Origin of the sequence: Enterobacter sp. D2, from assembly GCF_034427575.1 — a bacterium.
GTDB lineage: Bacteria > Pseudomonadota > Gammaproteobacteria > Enterobacterales > Enterobacteriaceae > Enterobacter > Enterobacter cloacae_M.
This window is the reverse complement of sequence record NZ_JAXQPP010000001.1, coordinates 2,423,552-2,444,018: the sequence shown is the minus strand read 5'-3', so window position 1 is coordinate 2,444,018 and position 20,467 is coordinate 2,423,552. Positions and strand designations below refer to the sequence as shown.

Sequence of the window (20,467 nt, the reverse complement as noted above, 5' to 3'; positions counted from 1 at the left end):
TTTACTCCTGTTTTGCAAGGGTGGTGTCGGTTTGCGTAACGGTGGCCATTTCCGCCGCGCGGTACTGTTTGTCCACGATACGCATAAAAGGCAGGTACAGCATGGCGCCAATCAGCAGGTTGATAAGCTGCATGACGCTGCCGCTCAGGTGTCCGGTAACGATAAAGCCGCTGATAACCGGCGGCAGCGTCCAGGGAATAAACACCCCGGTGGTGACGGCAACCGCGCCAATCTTCATCGCTACATACTGCACGGTGACCAGCACCAGCGGCACCAGGTTGAACGGGATAAGCATGATCGGGTTCATGATCACCGGCAGGCCAAACAGGATCGGTTCGTTGATGTTAAACACCGATGCCCCGGCGCCGAGGCGCGCCACTTCACGCATGTTTTTGCTACGGGCGAAAATCAGCATCGCAATCACCAGCGACAGCGTGGCTCCCGCGCCGCCCATCCAGATCATGTCAAAAAACTGTTCGGTGATAATGTGCGGCGGCGTCGTGCCTGCCTGAATCGCGGCGATGTTGTCGGTCTGGTTCTCCATCCACAGCGGGCGAATGATGCCGTTGATCATCGAGCCGGAGTTAATGCCCACTGACCACAGAATGGTGATACTGAATACCGTCATCAGCGCGCCAAAGTAAGAGGTGCCGTAGTGGCGCACCGGCGTGGCAACCACTTCGTAAATAAACTGGTGGATGGTGTTGTAGTGGGTGTTTTCAAATACGATGCGGATACCCAGCACCAGAATCATCACCAGCAGGGCCGGGATCAGCGCGGCGAACGACTCCTGCACCGCCGGAGGCACGCCGTCCGGCATTTTGATCACCAGTTTTTTGCGCTTGAGCCAGCAGAACAGCTCCGTCCACAGCAGGGAACCGATCATCGCCACGAACAGCCCTTTGCTGCCAATCCACTCCACCGGAATGACGGTAATACCGCCGTTTTCCGCCACTTTGATAAAGGGCGTCAGGATGAGAAAGGCGACCAGCGCCAGGATACCGCAGGAGATGCGGTCTTCACCGTAGTGTTCCGCCAGGCGGAAGGCGACCAGGAAGCTGATGAACAGCGACATGGTGGAGAACACCGCGTTGAAGGGGATTTCAATAATGGCGCTCCAGCTCTCACCAAAGGCCTGAGACATAAACTGCTGGTAGGCTTGATTCGGGAACGACGAAATCACCAGCAGAATAGAGCCGACGATGATAAACGGCATGAAGGACACGTAAGCGCCGCGAATGGCCCCGAGATGACGCTGCTGGGCCGTTTTGGCCGCCAGCGGCATCAGTTTTGCTTCAAGAAATCCCAGAACATTGTTCATTGTGAACTCCGTACAAGATTGAGGGGGGTGGTTTATGTTATGTCTGGGGATTATCAGTGAAGCGCGGCGAGCGAAAGGTGAAATCGGTCACAAAGCAATCGCTGGTGTAGTATAAATCTCATAAGATTGGTTCTGAGGATCCTGCGATGGAAATTAAACTGCATGCTAATGCCACCACGACGCCGCGCATCCGTCGCTATCTTCAGCAGTCAGATAAAAGCGACAGGGAACTGGCTACCGAGCTGGGCATTTCGGTCACTACCGTCAGGCGCTGGCGCAACCGCGAGCAGGTTTCGGATAACCACACGACGCCAAAAGTGATACACAAAGCATTGAGACAGGAACAAGTTGCGCTGGTCAATGCCCTGCGGGATATCACGGGCGCCCCGCTGGACGAACTGCTGCAGATGGTCAATAGCGGACTCGGGATCGCCGTGTCCCGAGCGACCCTGAACCGCTACCTCAAACCGGCTTCGATAAAGCAGAAGGGCGCGACGTTGCAGGGAAAAAAGGCGCTGAAGGCAGGTATCGTGCCGCAAAAACTCCTTTTACATTATCAGCCTCTGTCGCTGCATATGGACGATGGCGGAGAACAGTATCTGCTCTGGGCGCGTGAACCCGTGAGTGGCTGGTGCTACGCCCGGCTGTACGCGGGCATTTCTCCGCAGCTGCTGGCCCGCTGGGCGAACGACGCGCTGGAAGCCTGTCCGGCAGATATTCAATCTGTTGAGACTTTTGGTTTCAAGGTGAAGCTTGAAAAACGCAATACCACCGTGACAGTGCATCCTCAGCAATATCCCGCCGTTCAGGTTGATCTGCCGCTATGTGAAATCATTCCACGTCTGAACAGCGAACCGGCAGGCGAGCTGTTGATCCAGCTGTGCGAATTTTACAACCGCGGAAAAGCGCAGAAAAAGCTGGGAGAGAGTACGCCGCAGGCCTTTCTGGAAGCGCTGCGGCATAAGGACTAGAGGATCTCGAGCACGTCTTCCGGCGGGCGTCCAATGCGCGCCTGGCCGTTCGCCACCACAATCGGGCGCTCAATCAGCTTTGGATTTTCAACCATCGCCTGGATCAGCTCAGCCTCGGTGAGGCGGCTGTCATCCAGGTTAAGCGACTTATACAGATCTTCTTTCTGGCGCATAAGCTCTCTTGCACTGCCCATTCCCAGCATGTGCAGCAGCTGGCGGAGGGTTTGCGCGTCAGGTGGGGTGTCGAGGTACAGCACCACTTCCGGCTCCACGCCGTTAGACTTCAGCAGGCTCAGGGTATCGCGGCTCTTGGAGCAGCGAGGGTTGTGATAAATTTTTACGGCGTCTGTCATGACGTGAATTCTCCTTTATTACATCTTCTCGTACGGCTTAAAGCGCTGCTGCAGGCCGCGCAGCTGATCGATACGCGCGTCGTAACGGGCCTGCTGGAGGCTGCCGAGCTTGACCTGCGAGCTGGCGCTGCTGAGCGCGGAAATCGCCTGATCGAGGCGGCCCACCAGGGCAAAACCTTCGGCACGCGCCGCCAGCTCCTGATCGCGGTTGCCGAGCTGGGCTTGCGCCTGAGCGAGCAGATCCCAGCCGTTTTGATCGTCTTTATTGTTAAAGGTATAGCGGTTCAGAATGGTCGCCGCTTCGCCAGGCTGACCGCCCTGTAAGTAAGCGTTCGCCAGGTTAAGCTGCAGCACCGGGTTGGTACGGACGTCTTTCGCCCCCTTCAGACGGTTAATCGCATCGGCCGTTTTCTTCTGGCCCAGATCGATATCCGTCGACAGATCGAGGTACCACGGGTTGTTCGGGTCGGCAGCCAGAAGCGGTTGCAGCGCTTTACGCGCCTCGTCGTATTTGCTGGCTTCCATCGCCTGGAGCGCCTGACCATACTGCGCCGCGTTTTTCTCACGCACGTTGCCTTTCGCCAGGGTATCCAGCAGGTCACTGGTGAGCTGGTTACGCCCGGAATTGTACATTCCCAGGGTTCTCACTTTCGCCATGTAGAAATCCTGCGAAGACTGGACCACCACAGGACGCATCTGGTTTGCACGGTTACGCGCGTCCGATAGTCGGCTTTCAGGTAGCGGGTGCGTCAGCAGGATTTCCGGCGGACGGGAAGAGTAACGCGCCTGATCGAGCAGTTTTTCCAGGAAGCTCGGCATGGCCTGCGGGTCAAAGCCCGAGCGCTGCAGCACCTGAATCCCGATGCGGTCCGCTTCCTGCTCGTTTTGTTGGGTAAAGCTGATCATCCCCTGACGTGTTCCCGCCAGCGTACCGGTCAGCGCTGCCATCCCGGCCTGCGGGCTGGCCATCGCCAGCAGAATCGATCCCAGTGCACCCACCCAGGTGAGGGGAGCGTTACGTTTCTGGTCTTCCATCGCACGCGCCAGGTGACGTTGTGTTACGTGCGAAATTTCGTGCGCCATTACCGAGGCCAGCTGGCTTTCGTTGTCAGAGTAACGGAATAACGCCGAATGCAGCACCACGTTACCGCCAAAGAAGGCGAAGGCGTTGATTTCGTCATTATTGATTAAATAGAAATGGAAGGGGGTCTTTACCGAGTCGGCGTGCGCTACCAGACGCATCCCCAGCCCGTTTATGTACTGCACCAGCAAAGGGTCGTTGATCAGCGGGGCGCTGCCGCGCAGCTGGCGAACATAGTAATCCCCCATTTGCATCTCTTGCCCAATAGAGAGCGTGCTTCCTGCTGTGGTGCCCATGTCCGGCAATGAATCGGACGAGTCAGCAAAAGCGGGCAACACCTGACCGACCGTCACCGCGGCAATCAGTGTTGCAACCAGTGTTTTTCTCAATTGCCTGAACATAACCACTGTCCTGTATGTTGGATGTGCTAATTTGACCGATGAACCGGCATATCGTTCATCTCTGCTGCCCTGCGAGTGTAGCCGTGTTGTAGCATGAAGAAAATCCCATTCATCAGGGTTTTGCGGATTGCGATCGGGATACAAAAAGCGAAAGTCTTTTTTGTGACAGTTAGATACAATTCACCGTCTCACTCCCGCCATTCGATTCAGGGAAGGGTTGTATGCTCGAAATGTTAATGCAGTGGTACCGGCGTCGGTTCAGCGACCCGGAAGCCATTGCTTTGTTGGTTATTCTGGTTGCCGGGTTCGGTATTCTGTTCTTCTTCAGCGGCCTGCTTGCCCCTCTGCTGGTGGCGATTGTGCTGGCGTACCTGCTGGAGTGGCCCACGGCGCGTCTGGAACATATCGGCTGTTCCCGCCGCTGGGCGACCAGCATCGTGCTGGTGCTGTTTGTCGGCATCCTGCTGTTAATGGCTTTTGTGGTGATGCCGGTCGCCTGGCAGCAGGGAATTAACCTGATCCGCGACATGCCCGGCATGCTGAACAAGCTGTCTGATTTTGCCGCCACGCTGCCGCGCCGTTATCCGGCCCTGATGGATGCCGGAATTATCGACGCGATGGCTGAAAATATGCGCGCCCGCATCATGACGATGGGCGATTCGGTGGTGAAGTACTCTCTGGCCTCGCTGGTAGGGCTGCTGACGCTGGCGGTTTACCTTGTGCTCGTGCCGCTGATGGTCTTCTTCCTGGTGAAAGATAAAGATCAGATGCTCAACGCCGTGCGCCGTATTCTGCCGCGCAACCGCGGTCTGGCAGGGCAGGTCTGGGAAGAGATGAACCAGCAGATCACCAACTATATTCGCGGCAAGGTGCTGGAGATGATTGTCGTGGGGGTAGCCACCTGGATTGGCTTCCTGATTTTCGGGCTGAACTACTCGCTGCTGCTGGCGGTGCTGGTGGGGCTGTCGGTCCTGATTCCGTACATCGGCGCGTTTGTGGTGACCATTCCGGTTGTTGGGGTCGCGCTGTTCCAGTTTGGGCTGGGCACAGAGTTCTGGAGCTGCTTTGCAGTGTACCTGATTATTCAGGGCCTGGACGGTAACCTGCTGGTGCCGGTGCTGTTCTCCGAAGCGGTGAACCTGCATCCGCTCGTGATTATCTTATCCGTGGTGATTTTCGGCGGGCTGTGGGGATTCTGGGGCGTGTTCTTTGCGATTCCGCTGGCGACGCTGATTAAAGCCGTGGTCCACGCGTGGCCGGATGTGCCGGCGGTGGAAGAGAAGTAGTTTTTGTGCGGCCCGATGCTCTCACTCCGACCCTCTCCTATGGGAGAGGGGGAAAACACTAAAAACGGCAACCTGGGTTGCCGTTTTGCTGTTTATCAGGCGTTCTCTTTCAGCCAGTTCAACACCACGTCGTGGTGGTTGCTGGTTTTAAAGTCGTCAAACACATGTTCAACTTTACCGTCAGCGTCAATCAGGAAGCTGATGCGGTGAATGCCGTCGTAGGTTTTACCCATAAACGTCTTCTCGCCCCAGACGCCGAACTGCTCGCATACCTGATGGTCTTCATCAGAAAGCAGCGTGAAGTTCAGCAGCTCTTTTTCAGCAAATCGTGACAGCTTTTCTGGTTTATCCGTGCTGATACCCAGCACTTCCACGCCGACTTTTTTCAAGTCGTCCATGTTGTCGCGTAAGCCGCAGGCCTGTACGGTGCAGCCGGGGGTCATGGCTTTCGGGTAGAAATAGACCAGAACACGCTGTCCCTGGAAGTCGGTCAAATTTACTTGCTCGCCGTCTTGATCCGGTAAGCTAAATTTCGGTGCGATGTCACCGGCTTTCAGTGGGTTCATTACTCAACTCCATCCTGTTCGTGCTGCGAATAATTGACGACGCTTATACTGCCCTGCGCGTTTAATTCTGTACAGAGGGCTTTGAACGCTTGCTCGATATTTGACGCATCCTGTGAGGCAGGGCTGTGCGCGGTAATTTGAATAAACAGCACCGGAAGACCATGGTCATCGCTTGTCTGCGTACGGGAAACCAGTTCGGCAATATTCATCTGATGGCTGTCAAAAAGCGCCGTGAAACGCTCAATCAGATGTGGAGAATCAGGCACTTCAACCTGTACCCAGACGGTAGAAGGCAGTGCCGGACGCGGACGCGCGGTGGTGCGCTTCATGACAATCAGCAAATCCAGTTCGGCCCCTTTCAGCGGCAGGGTCGATTCAATCAACGTAATGGCGTTCCATGTCCCGGAAAGCAACATAATAAATGTGAACTCTTCGCCAAGCATCGCCAGACGGCTGTCTTCGATATTACAGCCGCAGCTGCTTACGTGACGGGTGATGGTGTTCACGATACCCGGCCTGTCGGCACCCAGCGCAGTGATAACCAGGTAATGTTGTGATGAGGTTGTCAAACCTGTTCTTCCTTTGCATGGTTAAGTCTTCCTAAGGAAAGCATAAAAAAAACATGCATACAACCGCCTGAGAGCCTCAGGTCGCTTGCTTTTATTACAGTTCCAAACGTAACATTGAGGCTCTTGTTCGCACAGAGGATGGCTCATGTTCACGGGAAGTATTGTCGCGCTTGTTACACCGATGGATGAAAAAGGTAATGTCTGCCGGTCAAGCATGAAGAAGCTCATTGATTACCATGTCGCCAACGGAACCTCGGCGATCGTTTCGGTAGGGACTACCGGTGAATCCGCAACGCTGAGCCACGACGAGCACGGCGATGTGGTGATGCTGACCCTGGAACTGGCGGACGGACGTATTCCGGTCATCGCGGGGACAGGGGCTAATGCAACCGCAGAAGCTATCAGCCTGACCAAACGTTTTAACGACAGCGGCATCGTTGGCTGTCTGACGGTGACCCCTTATTACAACCGTCCTACTCAGGAAGGTTTGTTCCAGCACTTCAAAGCCATCGCTGAACATACTGACTTGCCACAAATTCTGTATAATGTGCCGTCCCGTACCGGTTGCGATATGCTGCCGGAAACCGTTGGTCGTCTCTCGGAAGTAAAAAATATTATCGGTATTAAAGAGGCGACAGGGAACTTAAGCCGCGTTCATCAGATCAAAGAGCTGGTTTCAGACGACTTTATCCTGTTGAGTGGTGATGATGCGACCGCGCTGGACTTTATGCAGCTCGGTGGTCATGGCGTGATCTCCGTAACGGCAAACGTTGCGGCGCGCGATATGGCAGAAATGTGCAAACTGGCCGCAGCCGGTCACTTTGATGAAGCGCGTGTCATTAATCAGCGTCTGATGCCGCTGCACAATAAATTATTTGTCGAACCCAATCCGATCCCAGTGAAATGGGCATGTAAGGAGTTGGGACTTGTAGCATCCGACACGCTGCGTCTGCCAATGACACCGATTACCGACCACGGTCGTGACATCGTCAGGGCGGCGCTGAAGCATGCCGGTTTGCTGTAGAGTTTAGGGAGATTTGATGGCTTATTCAGTACAGAAGTCGCGCCTGGCGAAGGTTGCGAGTGTTTCGCTTGTTATGCTGCTCGCTGCCTGTAGTTCAGATTCGCGCTACAAGCGCCAGGTGAGCGGTGATGAATCCTATCTGGATGCGACCCCGCTTGCTGAACTTCACGCACCGGCTGGTATGATCCTGCCGATTCAGAACGGCGATTATAATATTCCCGTGACCAACGGCAGCGGCCCGGTCGGTAAAGCGCTTGATATTCGTCCGCCAGCACAGCCTCTGGCACTGGTCAACGGGGCGCGTACCCAGTTCACCGGTGATACGGCGTCTCTGATGGTTGAGAGCGCGCGCGGTAGCACGCTGTGGCCGCAGGTTGTCAGCGTCATTCAGTCGAAGAACTACACCATCGATAAACGCGATGACGCCAGCCAGACGTTAACCACCGACTGGATCGAATGGAACCGTCTGGATGAAGACCAGCAGTACCGCGGTCGCTATCAAGTCTCCGTTAAACCACAGGGTTACCAGCAGGCGGTTAACGTTAAGCTGTTGAACCTGGAGCAGGCGGGTAAACCGGTTGCGGATGCCGCGTCCCTGCAGCGTTACAGCACCGAAATGCTGAACGTGATTGCCGCGGGTCTGGATAAGACCGCTACCGATGCCGCCAACGCCGCGCAGAGCCGCAACGGCGCGACCTTCGATGTACAAAGCGGTGCGGATGATACCGGCCTGCCAATGCTGGTGGTGCGTGCACCGTTTAACCAGACCTGGCAGCGTCTGCCAGCGACGCTGGAAAAAGTGGGCATGAAAGTGACCGACAGCACGCGTTCAACCGGCAGCATGACGGCAACGTATAAGCCGCTCTCCGACAGCGCATGGCAGGAACTGGGCGCGAAAGATCCTCAGCTTGCCTCCGGTGACTACAAGATTCAGGTAGGCGACCTTGATAACCGCAGCAGTCTGCAGTTTATCGATCCAAAAGGTCACACGCTGACCCAGTCGCAGAACGATGCGCTGGTCGCTGTCTTCCAGGCAGCATTCAGCAAATAAATACGAGGGCTGGTGAATCCAGCCCTTTTTATTTTAGTGCTACGCAAACGTGTGCGTGGCATAATATCCCCAGTTTTGAACACAAATCATCACACCAGGAGTAATGAAGATGCAGAAGCAAGCTGAGTTGTATCGTGGCAAAGCGAAGACCGTATACAGCACGGAAAACCCGGATCTGTTGGTGCTCGAGTTCCGCAATGATACGTCAGCAGGGGATGGCGCACGCATTGAGCAGTTCGATCGTAAAGGCATGGTGAACAACAAGTTTAACCACTTCATTATGACCAAACTGGCCGAAGCGGGCATCCCGACCCAGATGGAAGCGTTGCTGTCCGATACGGAATGTCTGGTGAAAAAACTGGATATGGTTCCGGTTGAGTGCGTTATTCGTAACCGTGCGGCGGGCTCCCTGGTGAAGCGTCTGGGCATTGAAGAAGGTATCGAACTGAATCCACCGCTGTTCGACCTGTTCCTGAAAAACGATGCCATGCACGACCCGATGGTCAACGAATCCTACTGCGAAACCTTCGGCTGGGTGAACCAGAAGAACCTGGCGCGCATGAAAGAGCTGACCTACAAAGCCAACGACGTGTTGAAAAAACTGTTTGATGACGCGGGTCTGATCCTCGTTGACTTCAAGCTGGAGTTTGGTCTGTTCAAAGGCGAAGTGGTGCTGGGCGATGAGTTCTCACCGGACGGTAGCCGCCTGTGGGATAAAGAAACCCTGGATAAAATGGACAAAGACCGTTTCCGTCAGAGCCTGGGTGGTCTGATTGAAGCGTACGAAGCGGTTGCTCACCGTTTAGGCGTTAAGCTCGACTAACTTCCTCACTTGCCAAAGGATGTTTGCATCCTTTGGCGTCTTACCTTTGTTTCCTATGGTAATCTTGCCGTTAACCGCCTACGATCATAGCTATTATAAATGGAATAGTTCGAGGTGGTTATGCGCTGGCAAGGGCGTCGTGAAAGTGACAATGTAGAAGACAGACGCAGTGATGGCGGTGGCGGTCCTTCAATGGGTGGGCCAGGCTTCCGGTTACCCAGCGGCAAGGGCGGTATCATCCTGCTGATTATGGTTTTAGTCGCGGGGTACTACGGCGTCGATCTCACCGGTTTAATGACCGGTCAGCCGCTGCAGCAGCAGCAGCAGCATTCTCAGCGCTCCATCAGCCCGAATGAAGATGAAGCGGCCAAATTTACCTCCGTTATTCTCGCCACAACAGAAGACTCCTGGAGTCAGCTGTTTGAGAAGATGGGGCGTACCTACCAGCAGCCGAAGCTGGTGATGTACCGGGGGGCAACCCGCACCGGATGCGGTACCGGGCAATCTGTGATGGGGCCGTTCTACTGCCCGGCAGACGGCACCGTCTATATCGATCTCTCTTTTTACGATGACATGAAACGCAAGCTTGGCGCCGACGGTGATTTTGCCCAGGGCTACGTGATCGCGCATGAAGTCGGCCATCACGTGCAAAAGCTGCTGGGGATTGAGCCAAAAGTGCGCCAGCTCCAGCAAAATGCGTCTCAGGCGGAAGTGAACCGCCTTTCCGTTAAAATGGAGCTGCAGGCGGACTGCTTCGCGGGCGTCTGGGGCCACAGCATGCAGCAGCAGGGCGTGCTGGAATCCGGCGATCTTGAAGAGGCGTTAAATGCCGCTCAGGCTATCGGTGATGACCGCCTTCAGCAGCAAAGCCAGGGGCGCGTCGTGCCGGACAGCTTCACTCACGGTACCTCACAGCAGCGCTATAGCTGGTTTAAACGCGGCTTCGACAGCGGCGATCCGGCGCAGTGTAATACCTTCGGCAAAGCGATGTAATGCTGCAGTTTGAACAACTGATAAGCGAGCTTGAGCGCACCGGCCATCGTCGGCTGGTGGTGCTCAGCGGCGAGGCGCAGTGGACGTTAACCCAGGCGCTGGCCCTGCGTGACGCCTTGCCCGGAGACTGGGTAAGGCTTGACGAACATCCTTCAAAAGCCATCAGCGGTCTGCTGGGACGCGAGTTCCGGCATGCCGTTTTTGACGCCAGCGCCGGGTTTGATGTCGCCGCGTTTGCCGCCCTGAGCGGAACGCTAAGCGCCGGAAGCCTTCTGGTGCTGCGGGTTCCGCCGCTCGACGCGTGGTCCGGGTTGCCAGACAGCGATTCACTGCGCTGGAGCGACGGCGCAGAAGCGATAGCCACGCCGCATTTTGTCCACCATTTCTGCCGGACGATTGCCGCCGATCCCGACGCGATTGTCTGGCTTCAGGGCCGCGCGTTTTCCCTTCCGCCTTTACCCGACGCGCCAGACTGGCAGCCTGCCAGCGGCGCACCGCAGCGCGAGCAGGCTGAGATCCTGGATGTGCTGCAGGGGATGGCGGAGGGCATCGTGGCCGTTACCGCCGCGCGCGGGCGCGGAAAATCAGCCCTGGCAGGCATGTTGCTGAACCGCATTGCGGGCAGCGCCGTGGTTACCGCGCCGTCGAAAGGGGCGACGGATATCATCGCCCGCTTCGCCGGAGAGCGTTTTCATTTTATGGCCCCGGACGCGCTGCTTGCCTCTTCACGCCGGGCTGACTGGCTGATTGTTGATGAAGCCGCTGCTATCCCCGGACCTCTGCTGGAAAAGCTGGCTGTCCGTTTCCCTCGCGTGTTGTTGACCACCACGGTGCAGGGCTATGAAGGGACGGGCCGGGGATTCCTGCTTAAATTCTGCGGTCGATTTACCGGGCTGCAGCGCTACAGCTTATCTACACCGGTACGCTGGGCGGCGGGCTGCCCGCTTGAGCGGGTTGTCGCCAGCGCGCTGCTGTTTGACGATACGCTGATCGACCGCCGCCCGGAGGGAGAGGTGCGTTTAACCTCCCTGACCCCGGAGGCCTGGGAACGCCGCCCGGCGCTTGCAGCGAGCGTATACGAGCTCCTCTGCGCGGCGCATTATCGCACCTCGCCGCTCGATTTACGCCGCATGATGGACGCGCCCGGGCAGCAGTTTGCCGTTGCAGAAACGGACCCTGATATCGCCGGGGCGCTCTGGCTGGTGGAGGAGGGCGGGCTCTCCCCTGAGCTTAGCCGCGCCGTGTGGGCAGGATACCGGCGTCCGCGCGGTAACCTGGTGGCGCAGTCTCTGGCGGCGCACGGCGGCTCTCCGCTGGCGGCGACGCTCAGAGGACGACGGGTCACCCGCATTGCCGTACATCCTCACCGTCAGCGGGAAGGGATTGGCCAGGCGCTTGTTCGCAGCGCCAGCGGCGAAGATTATCTGTCGGTGAGCTTCGGCTATACCGATGAGCTTTGGCGTTTCTGGCAGCAATGCGGGTTTGTGCTGGTGCGGATGGGCAGCCATCGTGAAGCCAGCAGCGGATGCTACACCGCGATGGCGTTGCGGCCGCAGAGCGAGGCCGGGCGTCAGCTGTGCGAGCAGGCACAGCGGCGTCTGAAGCGCGATGCGCGGGTATTATCGGCCTGGAACGGTGAAAAGATCCCCGTGGAAGACGGCTGGGAAGCTACCCTTAATAAGGACGACTGGCTGGAGCTGGCGGGGTTTGCTTTTGCGCATCGGGCGTTTTCAACCTCGGTTGCCGCGCTGACGCGGCTGTTGTTAACCGTGGACATGCCGCTTCCGGCCCTGCGTGGGAAAATGGAAGGGAAAGTGGAAGACGTCGGGCGAAAAGCGTTGCTGGCAACGTTGCGGAGTGAAACTGCGCAAGCGATTGAAAGCCTTGACTATCCGCGCTGCCAGCAGTTGAAAGAAGACATTTTGCAATGGCAATTTTTTCAATGACTTCTTCAGTAAAGTGGCATGGTCATTCACGTCGGGAGGCGTAGAATCCAGGTCATCTATTAAGGAGACCACCATGAAACACGACCATTTTGTTGTTCAAAGCCCTGACAAACCGGCTAAACAGTTACTGCTTCTGTTTCATGGCGTTGGCGATAATGCCGTCAATATGGGTCAGATTGGCAGCTGGTTTGCGCCCGTTTTTCCGGAGGCATTGATTGTCAGCATCGGTGGCGTAGAGCCATGCGGTCCGAACGGACGCCAGTGGTTCTCTGTTCAGGGCGTGACGGAAGAGAATCGTCAGGCTCGCATCGACGCCATCATGCCCACCTTTATCGACATCGTCCGCTACTGGCAGCAGCAGAGCGGCGTGGGTGCCGACGCGACCGCGCTGATTGGCTTCTCGCAGGGGTCAATCATGTCGCTGGAAAGCGTAAAAGCGAAGCCGGGTCTGGCGTCACGCGTCATCGCGTTTAACGGCCGCTTTGCGACGTTACCGACAAGCGCGACCACGCAGACCACGATCCACCTGATCCACGGTGGTGAAGACCGGGTGATTGAGCTCTCGCATGCGGTTGCCGCCCAGGAAGCGCTGATTCGCGAAGGTGGGGACGTGACGCTGGATATCGTGGACGATCTGGGCCACGCGATTGACGACCGTAGCATGCAGTTCGCGCTCGATCGTTTGCGCTATACCGTACCGAAGCACTACTTTGATGAAGCGCTCAGCGGCGGTAAGCCGGATAACGATGATATTGTAGAGTTTATGTGAGGTTTCCCCTCTCCCGGGGAGAGGGGAAACTTAACGATTACTTCTTTTGGTCCTTGTTCGGCCAGTCGTCGTCATCGTCCCACTTGTCGTTAAAATCACGGTGCGGGGGAAGATCCGGTTTGTTGGCGAGAAATTTTTTATGGTCAACGCGCTTAAGATCTTTAATCACGTTCAGCAGTACGCCAACCAGAAAAACTAACACCAGAATCCACCAGTACTTTGAAAGCCAATCCATTCGCTATTCCTCTCAGAGCGTTCGTCAGGCGACGAGTTGCTCCATAATACGTTGATACATACGGGCCAGCAGTTGCAAATCTGCCGCATTGACACACTCATTGATTTTATGAATGGTTGCGTTCACTGGACCCAGTTCGACAACCTGGGCGCCCATACGGGCGATAAAGCGTCCGTCTGAGGTGCCACCCGTTGTCAGCAGCTGTGGCTTAATTTCATTATAGTGCTCGATGGCGTTCACCACCGCATCCACCAGTTTGCCACGCTGCGTCAGGAACGGCTGGCCGGAAAGCCACCACTCCACGGTGTAGCGCAGGTGATATTTTTCCAGGAGGGCGACGACGCGCGCCTTGATCGTCTCATCGGTCAGTTCGGTGCTGAAGCGGAAGTTAAACTGGACGAAGTAATCACCCGGGATCACGTTGTTGCTGCCGGTCCCGGCCTTGACGTTCGCGATCTGCATGCTGGTCGGCGGGAAGAATTCGTTGCCTTTATCCCACTCGATGCCCACCAGCTCGCTCAGCATCGGCGCAGCGCGATGAACCGGGTTATCGGCCAGATGCGGATAAGCAACGTGCCCCTGAACGCCGTGAATGGTCAGGTTACAGGTCAGCGAGCCGCGGCGCCCGTTTTTGACGACATCGCCCACCACTTCGGTACTGGACGGCTCACCAACCAGACAGTAGTCGAGACGCTCGTTACGCGCCATCAGCGCTTCAACGACCTTCACGGTACCGTTATGGGCGCTGGCTTCTTCGTCGGAGGTGATTAAAAACGCCAGACGGTTTTTGTGGTTTGGATGCTGAGCCACAAAGCGTTCTGCCGCCACGACCATCGCCGCCAGCGAGCCTTTCATGTCTGCCGCGCCGCGACCAAACAGCATGCCGTCGCGGATAGTCGGCTCAAACGGCGGGTTGATCCAGCGATCCGCGTCACCGGCGGGAACGACGTCAGTATGCCCGGCAAAGGCCAGCGTTTCGCCCTGGCCGCGCCACGCCCAGAAGTTCTGGGTATCGCCAAAATCCATGCGTTCAACGGTAAAACCGATGGCACGCAGGCGCTCAATCATAAGTGCCTGACAACCTGCGTCGTCCGGGCTAAGGGAAGGACGGCGAATAAGCTGCTGAGTCAGCTCAATGACCGGGCATGACATAAACTACACCTCAACGAAAAAAGTCGGAATAAAGGGTTTCACTGAAACCCAGCAGCATAGGCTGCCCTGGCGCGCAGAGCAATGGGCGTTTGATAATTGCCGGCATCTCGAGCATCAGTTTTGCCGCGCTGTCGGCGTCGTTGATGCTGGCGCGCAGAGATTCGTCCAGCTTACGCCAGGTGGTGCCGCGCGTGTTCAGCAGTGCTTCCCACCCCAGTTCGCCGATCGCGCTATGCAGAAATTCTGCATCAAGCCCGTCGGCACGGTAATCGTGGAAGCGATACTCCACGCCGTTTGCTTCCAGCCAGCGGCGGGCTTTTTTGATGGTGTCGCAATTTTTAATGCCGTACATCACAATCATGGTGAATCCTTTTGACCTAATGATGATTAAATGTTCAGTAAATTCGAAGATATATCCTTAAGTGGAATATAACACATTCAGGAATCGTCTGGATTTACACTTCTTATTAATTCAACTCACATCTGTACGCTGAATATTCTTTCATCATTTAAGCATAGATGTCCATAAGGTTTAAATTTCGAATAAACTCAGTAGGTAAAATAAAACTCACCCGTCCGTGGGGTTATTTCAAAATATTGCTAGCCGTCACAAAAAATTGAGGCCTCTCCGTTCATATTTATTATAAATCCCCGCAGGACGTGGGGTACAATCACAGCAATTGGTTAAATAGTCTTCACAATGATGGTCCGTTTTTGTAGAATGCGCATAATAATAAGAGAGGTTGTTATGATTGAACGTGAACTGGGGAACTGGAAAGATTTTATCGAAGGCATGCTTCGTAAATGACATTCAGTAAGAATTGCAAGAGCACTAAAATAAGTAAAATAACCATAGTGTGAATTAATCACACAATAAAAAGGCGGCCGATAAAGCCGCCTTTTTTTATTTCAATCACTTACTCAGCGCGTTCCTTTAGCGGGAAGCGACGACGCACCAGCACAAAGAACAACGGCACGAAGTAAATGGCCAGAATGGTTGCCGAAATCATGCCGCCCATCACCCCCGTCCCGACGGCATGCTGGCTGCTGGAGCCTGCGCCCGTACTGGTCGCCATCGGCAGTACGCCAAAGACAAACGCCAGCGACGTCATCAGGATCGGGCGTAAGCGCTGACGGCAGGCGTGCAGCGTGGCGGCCATCAGCTCGTGGCCTTTGGCATTCATCTCGTTGGCAAATTCAACGATCAGAATGGCGTTTTTCGCCGATAGCCCAATTACGGTGAGCAGACCCACCTGGAAATAAACGTCGTTCTCGAGGCCGCGCATCCAGGTCGCCAGCAGCGCACCGATAACCCCAAGCGGCACGACCAGCATGACTGAGAACGGGACTGACCAGCTTTCATACAGTGCGGCAAGGCAGAGGAAGACCACCAGCAGAGAAAGTGCGTAAAGTGCGGGAGCCTGCGCGCCGGAGAGACGCTCCTGGTAGGACATGGCCGTCCACTCCAGTCCAAAACCGGCGGGCAGCTGCTGCACCAGTTTTTCCATGGTATCCATAGCGGTACCGGTACTGACGCCCGGCGCGGCTTCCCCGACGATTTCAACCGCAGAGTAGCCGTTATAGCGCTCCAGACGCGGCGAACCGCTCTCCCAGTGCGAGGTCGCAAAGGCAGAGAACGGCACCATGCCGCCAGCGTTATTCCTGACAAACCAGCGGTTAATATCGTCCGGCAGCATGCGGAACGGCGCGGCGGACTGGACATACACTTTTTTCACGCGGCCGCGATCCATAAAGTCATTCACATAGCTCGAGCCCCACGCCGTTTGCAGGGTGTCGTTGATATCGTTGATCGAGACGCCCAGCGCCTGCGCCTTACGCTGATCGATATCCACCTGCAGCTGCGGGCTGTCGTCAAGACCGTTGTGGCGAACGCGGGTCAGGTCAGGATCGTTGCCCGCCAGCGCTAACAGCTTATCGCGTGCCGCCATCAGCGCCGTGTGGCCCGCACCGGCGTGATCCTGCAGCTCCATATCAAACCCGGCAGAACTGCCCAGACCGCTTATCGCCGGCGGGCTGCTGGCGAAGACGCGCGCCTCTTTAATATGCGCAAAGGCTTTTGTCGCACGTTCAATGATGGCGAATGACGTTCCGGTTTCGGTATCGCGCTCGTCCCAGTCCTTCAGACGGACGAACATGCGGGCGACGTTCTGCCCGTTTCCGCCCGGGCCAGAGCCCACGGTGGAGAAGACCGACACAACGTTATCCTTCTCTTTCGTGAAGAAATACTGCTCTACTTTCTGAACCACTTTCAGCGTCTGCTGCTGCGTTGCGCCGCTCGGAAGCTGCACCGAGGTGGTGAACATGCCCCGGTCTTCCATAGGCAGGAACGAGGTGGGGAGATGCATAAACAGCCAGACCATGCCGCCCAGCACCACCACATAAATCATCATCCAGCGCAGGCTGCGGTGAAGCACTCGCCCGACGGCAGATTCATATCGCGCGGCATTGCGGTTGAACATCCGGTTAAACCAGCCGAAGAACCCTTTTTGACCGTGATGCTCTCCTTTGTGCAGCGGCTTCAGGATTGTGGCGCAGAGCGCGGGGGTAAGGATCAGCGCCACCAGCACGGAGAGAACCATCGCCGAGACGATGGTTATTGAGAACTGACGGTAAATCGCCCCGGTTGTGCCGCCAAAGAAGGCCATCGGGATAAAGACGGCCGACAGCACCATCGCAATACCGACCAGCGCCCCCTGAATTTGCCCCATGGATTTGCGCGTCGCCTGGCGCGGCGAGAGTCCTTCTTCGCTCATGATGCGCTCGACGTTTTCAACCACCACGATGGCATCATCCACCAGAAGGCCGATTGCCAGCACCATCGCAAACATCGTCAGGGTATTAATGCTGTACCCGAACGCGTAAAGCACCGCAAAGGTCCCCAGCAGCACCACCGGGACGGCAATGGTGGGGATCAGCGTCGCGCGGAAGTTTTGCAGGAACAGGTACATGACCAGGAACACCAGCGCGATGGCTTCCAGCAGGGTCTTCACCACGTCCTCAATCGATGCTTTTACGAAGGAGGTGGTTTCATAGGCGACTTTGTACTCCAGCCCGTGCGGGAAATACTGTGAAAGTTCGTCCAGGCGGTCCAGCACCAGTTTCGCCGTGGCCATTTCGTTTGCGCCGGATGCCAGTTTAATTCCCAGACCGGAGGCCTGATTGCCGTTAAAGCGGCTCAGGTAGTCGTATTTCTCCGCCCCCATTTCCACCGTGGCGACATCGCCGAGACGCACCTCCGACCCGTCCTGATTCACGCGCAGGGTAATGTTGCGGAACTGGTCCGGCGTCTGCAGCAGAGATTGTGAATTAATGGTGGCGTTCAGGGCTTGCTTATCGACGGACGGCGTTCCCCCCAGCTGCCCCACCGCAATCTGGGCGTTCTGGGCCTTGATGGCATTCGTCACGTCGGTTGCCGTCATCTGGACGCTGTTCAGCTTGTTGGGATCGAGCCAGATGCGCATAGAGTACTGTGAGCCGTAGGCGTCTATATCCCCGACGCCGTTGATACGGCTGATAGGATCCTGAATATTACTGGCGACGTAGTCCGCGATGTCCTGTTTATCCATCGAGCCATCTGTTGAGACAAACGCGATGGTCAAAATGTTGGTATCACCGGTTTTACGCACGGTCACGCCCTGATTCTGCACCGCCTGGGGCAGCTTGCGCATGGCCGACTGCAGCTGGTTTTGCACCTGTTGCACCGCTTCGTCCGGGTCCGTGCCCGCCTTAAAGCTCAGGGTCACCGTCGCCTGGCCCGTGGCGCTACTTTGCGAGGACATGTACATCAGGTTATCCAGACCCGTCATGTTCTGCTCGATAACCTGCGTCACGGTGTTTTCCAGCGTTTGTGCGGAAGCGCCGGGGTAGTTTGCCGTTACGCGCACGTTAGGCGGTGCCAGATCGGGATATTGCTCAACGGGAAGTGAAGTAATCGCCAGGACACCTGTCAGACACAACAGGATGGCAAGCACCCAGGCAAAAATGGGGCGATCGATGAAAAAATTCGCCATGAAAGAGTGACCTCGTTTTGCTGCACGTCATTATTGTTTATTGCCCGCATAACTTTAGCGGTAAGGCCCAGGCCAAACGTGGAGAAATAAAGGAGATAATGTAAATTATCATGCGCTTTTTCCTGCGCGTCCTCCTTTACCGTTATTTACCCGTTAACGGCGCGTGCGCCGGGAACGTCACGCTGACCAGCGTGCCGCCGTTTTGCGGCTGCGAGAAGTGCAGCATCCCGCCGAGCCGCTGCGCGCGTTCGCGCATAATGTTCAGGCCGTAGTGTCCCGGCGGCTCGCTGGCTTCGCCAATCCCGATGCCGTTGTCACGAATGCTGACGCTGTGCGTACCGTCCATGGCGGTCACGCAGCTGACCGTGATCTCGCTGGCCTGCGCGTGCTTAATGGCGTTCAGCACGGCCTCACGCACGATCTGCAGCAAATGCACCTGCTTTTGCGCGTCCAGCGCCAGCGAGGAGAGACGGCAGTCGAGATGCAGCTTCGCCTGCGTCTGGCTCTGAAGGACGTCGAGAGACTCCTGCAGCGCCGCGGGTAAGTTCGCGTGGTTCAGCGTCAGGCGGAAGGTGGTGAGCAGCCCGCGCAGCTGCTGCCAGGCATTGTTCAGCTCGCGGGAGAAGTCGGTGATGATGGTCTGCGCCGGGATATTTTCCTCGGGCACTGCGCGTTTGAGCAGCGCAAGCTGAATGCGCAGATACGACAGGACCTGCGCCAGCGAATCGTGCAGCTCGCGGGCAATGGTGGCGCGCTCTTCCATCAGCAGCAGCTGCTGGTAATGTTTTTGCGCCTGGTTAAAGTACAGCCCGCGCCCGAGCATGGTCGCCACGCTTCTCATCAGCGGAAGGGGAACGCTGTCCGTCTCGCTTTGCCAGCGCAGCTCGCCATAAAGGGTGTCCTGCATCAGTACCGGCAGGTGCTGCAGAGGAATGCCATGTGACTCCGTCCCTTCAGACAGCCGCCAGTCGTCGCTGGTGCGCAGTTCGAGATAATTCATCTGCGTATAGTCATGGACAATCTGCAGGATATGCCGAAAGCAGTGGCTGTCTATCTGGCCGGTATTCAGCGCCTGAGAGCATTTGAACAGCATGTCGAGCTGCTGGTGGGCTTCATGCAAATGCCGCGTCTTTTCCGCGACCGAGGCTTCGAGCGAACGGTAGAGCGTAGCCAGTTCGGCGGACATGTGGTTGAAGGCGCGGGAGAGTTGGCCCAGCTCGTTCGGCAGGGCGGTATCCGGCGCCGGGGTTGTAAATTCCCCGCGCTCAACCCGTTCGCTGGCCGCCACCAGATTGTTAAGCGGCAACACCACCTGGCGACGGATGCGTCGCAGCGTAAACAGCGTCAGCAGCAGGATCCCGAGAGCGCCCGCCAGCGAGAGCAGGGTCACCGTCTGAATTTTATGTTCGGTGTAGTGCTGAAGGGCGAGCACAAAGGCATCAATGCGGCCGACAAAATCCTCAATGTGGGTTTGATACCACGCGCTGTCGCCGCGGGCGATGCGCGCATCCATTTCCAGCCACGCCACGTGCAGCTGCTGGTAGCGCGCTTTTACATCGTCCGGGACGTACCAGCGGTTCAGCTTCTGCAGGGCAGGCGCGTTCAGCGTCCGTTGCCAGCTGTCGCGATGCGCGGCAAGGGAAGGGCTGTTGCGCTGCATCTCGTAGCCCAGACGATAGCTCTGCATGCGCAGCGAACCCGCGATATTAATGGCTTCGGCGTCACGCTGGCTGCTGGCAAGCGTCAGCAGCGCGACGGTGCTGGTCAGCACGGATAAGGCAATTATCGAAAAGAAAGCCCAGGCAAGGCTCCCGGAAACGGGTCGTTTGACGGTCACAGAACGGCTCTCTGAATAAAATTGATCTGCTACAGGTTCACTGTAAATAATTCGGCAT

At 56.6% G+C, this 20,467-nt stretch carries 19 protein-coding genes; 9 read left to right on the top strand and 10 right to left on the bottom strand.

Features of this window, described 5'->3' with window-relative positions; all coding sequences use genetic code 11:
• Position 1: 1 nt before the first annotated feature.
• Positions 2–1,321, bottom strand: a complete 1,320-nt coding sequence (gene celB / locus SPG90_RS11660; RefSeq protein WP_219940073.1) for a PTS cellobiose transporter subunit IIC — start codon at positions 1,319–1,321, stop codon at positions 2–4.
• 146 nt (positions 1,322–1,467) lie between these two features.
• On the opposite strand from celB, the gene SPG90_RS11655 reads away from it, so the two are divergent.
• Positions 1,468–2,292 carry a helix-turn-helix domain-containing protein gene (locus SPG90_RS11655; RefSeq protein WP_213751373.1) on the top strand — a complete coding sequence of 275 codons (825 nt, stop codon included), beginning with the start codon at positions 1,468–1,470 and terminating at the stop codon, positions 2,290–2,292.
• Here the strand turns inward: SPG90_RS11655 and arsC are convergent.
• Both arsC and bepA read right to left on the bottom strand, forming a co-directional pair.
• Positions 2,289–2,645 (bottom strand): arsenate reductase (glutaredoxin), encoded by a 357-nt coding sequence (arsC, locus tag SPG90_RS11650; RefSeq protein WP_023308762.1) that lies wholly within the window; start codon positions 2,643–2,645, stop codon positions 2,289–2,291. The genes SPG90_RS11655 and arsC overlap by 4 nt on opposite strands.
• Before the next feature lie 18 nt (positions 2,646–2,663).
• Positions 2,664–4,127: a beta-barrel assembly-enhancing protease gene (gene bepA / locus SPG90_RS11645; protein WP_047652649.1), complete on the bottom strand. Its 1,464-nt coding sequence runs from the start codon at positions 4,125–4,127 to the stop codon at positions 2,664–2,666.
• A 221-nt stretch (positions 4,128–4,348) separates the two neighbouring features.
• Between bepA and SPG90_RS11640 the strand changes: the two genes are divergently transcribed.
• Complete coding sequence (locus tag SPG90_RS11640; protein ID WP_033146172.1) at positions 4,349–5,413, top strand: AI-2E family transporter; 1,065 nt, start codon at positions 4,349–4,351, stop codon at positions 5,411–5,413.
• Positions 5,414–5,508: 95 nt separating this feature from the next.
• Here SPG90_RS11640 and bcp read toward each other — a convergent pair whose 3' ends face one another.
• Together bcp and SPG90_RS11630 are read right to left on the bottom strand one after the other, a co-directional pair.
• Complete coding sequence (bcp, locus tag SPG90_RS11635) at positions 5,509–5,979, bottom strand: thioredoxin-dependent thiol peroxidase (RefSeq protein ID WP_023308759.1); 471 nt, start codon at positions 5,977–5,979, stop codon at positions 5,509–5,511.
• Positions 5,979–6,548, bottom strand: a complete 570-nt coding sequence (locus SPG90_RS11630) for a glycine cleavage system transcriptional repressor (RefSeq protein ID WP_023308758.1) — start codon at positions 6,546–6,548, stop codon at positions 5,979–5,981. Before SPG90_RS11630 ends, bcp begins: the two co-directional genes overlap by 1 nt.
• Before the next feature lie 145 nt (positions 6,549–6,693).
• Between SPG90_RS11630 and dapA the strand changes: the two genes are divergently transcribed.
• The 6 genes from dapA to ypfH all read left to right on the top strand — a co-directional run bounded on the left by dapA (position 6,694) and on the right by ypfH (position 13,154).
• A complete protein-coding gene (dapA, locus tag SPG90_RS11625) occupies positions 6,694–7,572 on the top strand; it encodes a 4-hydroxy-tetrahydrodipicolinate synthase (protein WP_023308757.1) in 879 nt (292 codons plus the stop codon).
• A 16-nt stretch (positions 7,573–7,588) separates the two neighbouring features.
• Entirely contained in the window at positions 7,589–8,623 is a 1,035-nt protein-coding gene (bamC, locus tag SPG90_RS11620) for an outer membrane protein assembly factor BamC (RefSeq protein WP_023308756.1), read from the top strand.
• Between the two features lie 109 nt (positions 8,624–8,732).
• On the top strand, positions 8,733–9,446 hold the full coding sequence (gene purC, locus SPG90_RS11615) for a phosphoribosylaminoimidazolesuccinocarboxamide synthase (protein ID WP_023308755.1): 714 nt from the start codon (positions 8,733–8,735) through the stop codon (positions 9,444–9,446).
• A gap of 120 nt (positions 9,447–9,566) precedes the next feature.
• A complete protein-coding gene (locus SPG90_RS11610) occupies positions 9,567–10,439 on the top strand; it encodes a neutral zinc metallopeptidase (protein ID WP_322408144.1) in 873 nt (290 codons plus the stop codon).
• Positions 10,439–12,385 carry a tRNA(Met) cytidine acetyltransferase TmcA gene (locus SPG90_RS11605; RefSeq protein ID WP_248161692.1) on the top strand — a complete coding sequence of 649 codons (1,947 nt, stop codon included), beginning with the start codon at positions 10,439–10,441 and terminating at the stop codon, positions 12,383–12,385. Before SPG90_RS11610 ends, SPG90_RS11605 begins: the two co-directional genes overlap by 1 nt.
• 73 nt (positions 12,386–12,458) lie before the next feature.
• Positions 12,459–13,154 (top strand): esterase, encoded by a 696-nt coding sequence (gene ypfH, locus SPG90_RS11600; RefSeq protein WP_023308752.1) that lies wholly within the window; start codon positions 12,459–12,461, stop codon positions 13,152–13,154.
• 37 nt (positions 13,155–13,191) lie between these two features.
• On the opposite strand, the gene SPG90_RS11595 is transcribed toward ypfH, so the two are convergent.
• Genes SPG90_RS11595 through SPG90_RS11585 form a run of 3 tightly spaced genes read right to left on the bottom strand, consistent with a single transcriptional unit; the run spans position 13,192 to position 14,902 of the window.
• Complete coding sequence (locus SPG90_RS11595; RefSeq protein ID WP_023308751.1) at positions 13,192–13,389, bottom strand: hypothetical protein; 198 nt, start codon at positions 13,387–13,389, stop codon at positions 13,192–13,194.
• A 24-nt stretch (positions 13,390–13,413) separates the two neighbouring features.
• Positions 13,414–14,541, bottom strand: a complete 1,128-nt coding sequence (gene dapE / locus SPG90_RS11590) for a succinyl-diaminopimelate desuccinylase (RefSeq protein ID WP_045355343.1) — start codon at positions 14,539–14,541, stop codon at positions 13,414–13,416.
• A 10-nt stretch (positions 14,542–14,551) separates the two neighbouring features.
• Positions 14,552–14,902, bottom strand: coding sequence for an ArsC family reductase (locus SPG90_RS11585; RefSeq protein WP_023308749.1), 351 nt, complete (start codon positions 14,900–14,902; stop codon positions 14,552–14,554).
• Positions 14,903–15,289: 387 nt separating this feature from the next.
• On the opposite strand from SPG90_RS11585, the gene ypfM reads away from it, so the two are divergent.
• On the top strand, positions 15,290–15,349 hold the full coding sequence (ypfM, locus tag SPG90_RS11580; RefSeq protein ID WP_015572204.1) for a protein YpfM: 60 nt from the start codon (positions 15,290–15,292) through the stop codon (positions 15,347–15,349).
• Positions 15,350–15,458: 109 nt separating this feature from the next.
• On the opposite strand, the gene acrD is transcribed toward ypfM, so the two are convergent.
• Positions 15,459–18,572, bottom strand: a complete 3,114-nt coding sequence (acrD, locus tag SPG90_RS11575; protein ID WP_045399737.1) for a multidrug efflux RND transporter permease AcrD — start codon at positions 18,570–18,572, stop codon at positions 15,459–15,461.
• Positions 18,573–18,714: 142 nt separating this feature from the next.
• On the bottom strand, positions 18,715–20,409 hold the full coding sequence (gene narQ / locus SPG90_RS11570; protein WP_045399789.1) for a nitrate/nitrite two-component system sensor histidine kinase NarQ: 1,695 nt from the start codon (positions 20,407–20,409) through the stop codon (positions 18,715–18,717).
• Between the last annotated feature and the right edge of the window lie 58 nt (positions 20,410–20,467).

What these genes read in the sequence shown, in the direction of transcription:
- celB (WP_219940073.1), bottom strand. Translation starts at nt 1,321, where the DNA reads ATGAACAATGTTCTGGGATTTCTTGAAGCAAAACTGATGCCGCTGGCG.
- SPG90_RS11655 (WP_213751373.1), top strand. Translation starts at nt 1,468, where the DNA reads ATGGAAATTAAACTGCATGCTAATGCCACCACGACGCCGCGCATCCGT.
- arsC (WP_023308762.1), bottom strand. Translation starts at nt 2,645, where the DNA reads ATGACAGACGCCGTAAAAATTTATCACAACCCTCGCTGCTCCAAGAGC.
- bepA (WP_047652649.1), bottom strand. Translation starts at nt 4,127, where the DNA reads ATGTTCAGGCAATTGAGAAAAACACTGGTTGCAACACTGATTGCCGCG.
- SPG90_RS11640 (WP_033146172.1), top strand. Translation starts at nt 4,349, where the DNA reads ATGCTCGAAATGTTAATGCAGTGGTACCGGCGTCGGTTCAGCGACCCG.
- bcp (WP_023308759.1), bottom strand. Translation starts at nt 5,979, where the DNA reads ATGAACCCACTGAAAGCCGGTGACATCGCACCGAAATTTAGCTTACCG.
- dapA (WP_023308757.1), top strand. Translation starts at nt 6,694, where the DNA reads ATGTTCACGGGAAGTATTGTCGCGCTTGTTACACCGATGGATGAAAAA.
- bamC (WP_023308756.1), top strand. Translation starts at nt 7,589, where the DNA reads ATGGCTTATTCAGTACAGAAGTCGCGCCTGGCGAAGGTTGCGAGTGTT.
- purC (WP_023308755.1), top strand. Translation starts at nt 8,733, where the DNA reads ATGCAGAAGCAAGCTGAGTTGTATCGTGGCAAAGCGAAGACCGTATAC.
- SPG90_RS11610 (WP_322408144.1), top strand. Translation starts at nt 9,567, where the DNA reads ATGCGCTGGCAAGGGCGTCGTGAAAGTGACAATGTAGAAGACAGACGC.
- SPG90_RS11605 (WP_248161692.1), top strand. Translation starts at nt 10,439, where the DNA reads ATGCTGCAGTTTGAACAACTGATAAGCGAGCTTGAGCGCACCGGCCAT.
- ypfH (WP_023308752.1), top strand. Translation starts at nt 12,459, where the DNA reads ATGAAACACGACCATTTTGTTGTTCAAAGCCCTGACAAACCGGCTAAA.
- SPG90_RS11595 (WP_023308751.1), bottom strand. Translation starts at nt 13,389, where the DNA reads ATGGATTGGCTTTCAAAGTACTGGTGGATTCTGGTGTTAGTTTTTCTG.
- dapE (WP_045355343.1), bottom strand. Translation starts at nt 14,541, where the DNA reads ATGTCATGCCCGGTCATTGAGCTGACTCAGCAGCTTATTCGCCGTCCT.
- SPG90_RS11585 (WP_023308749.1), bottom strand. Translation starts at nt 14,902, where the DNA reads ATGATTGTGATGTACGGCATTAAAAATTGCGACACCATCAAAAAAGCC.
- acrD (WP_045399737.1), bottom strand. Translation starts at nt 18,572, where the DNA reads ATGGCGAATTTTTTCATCGATCGCCCCATTTTTGCCTGGGTGCTTGCC.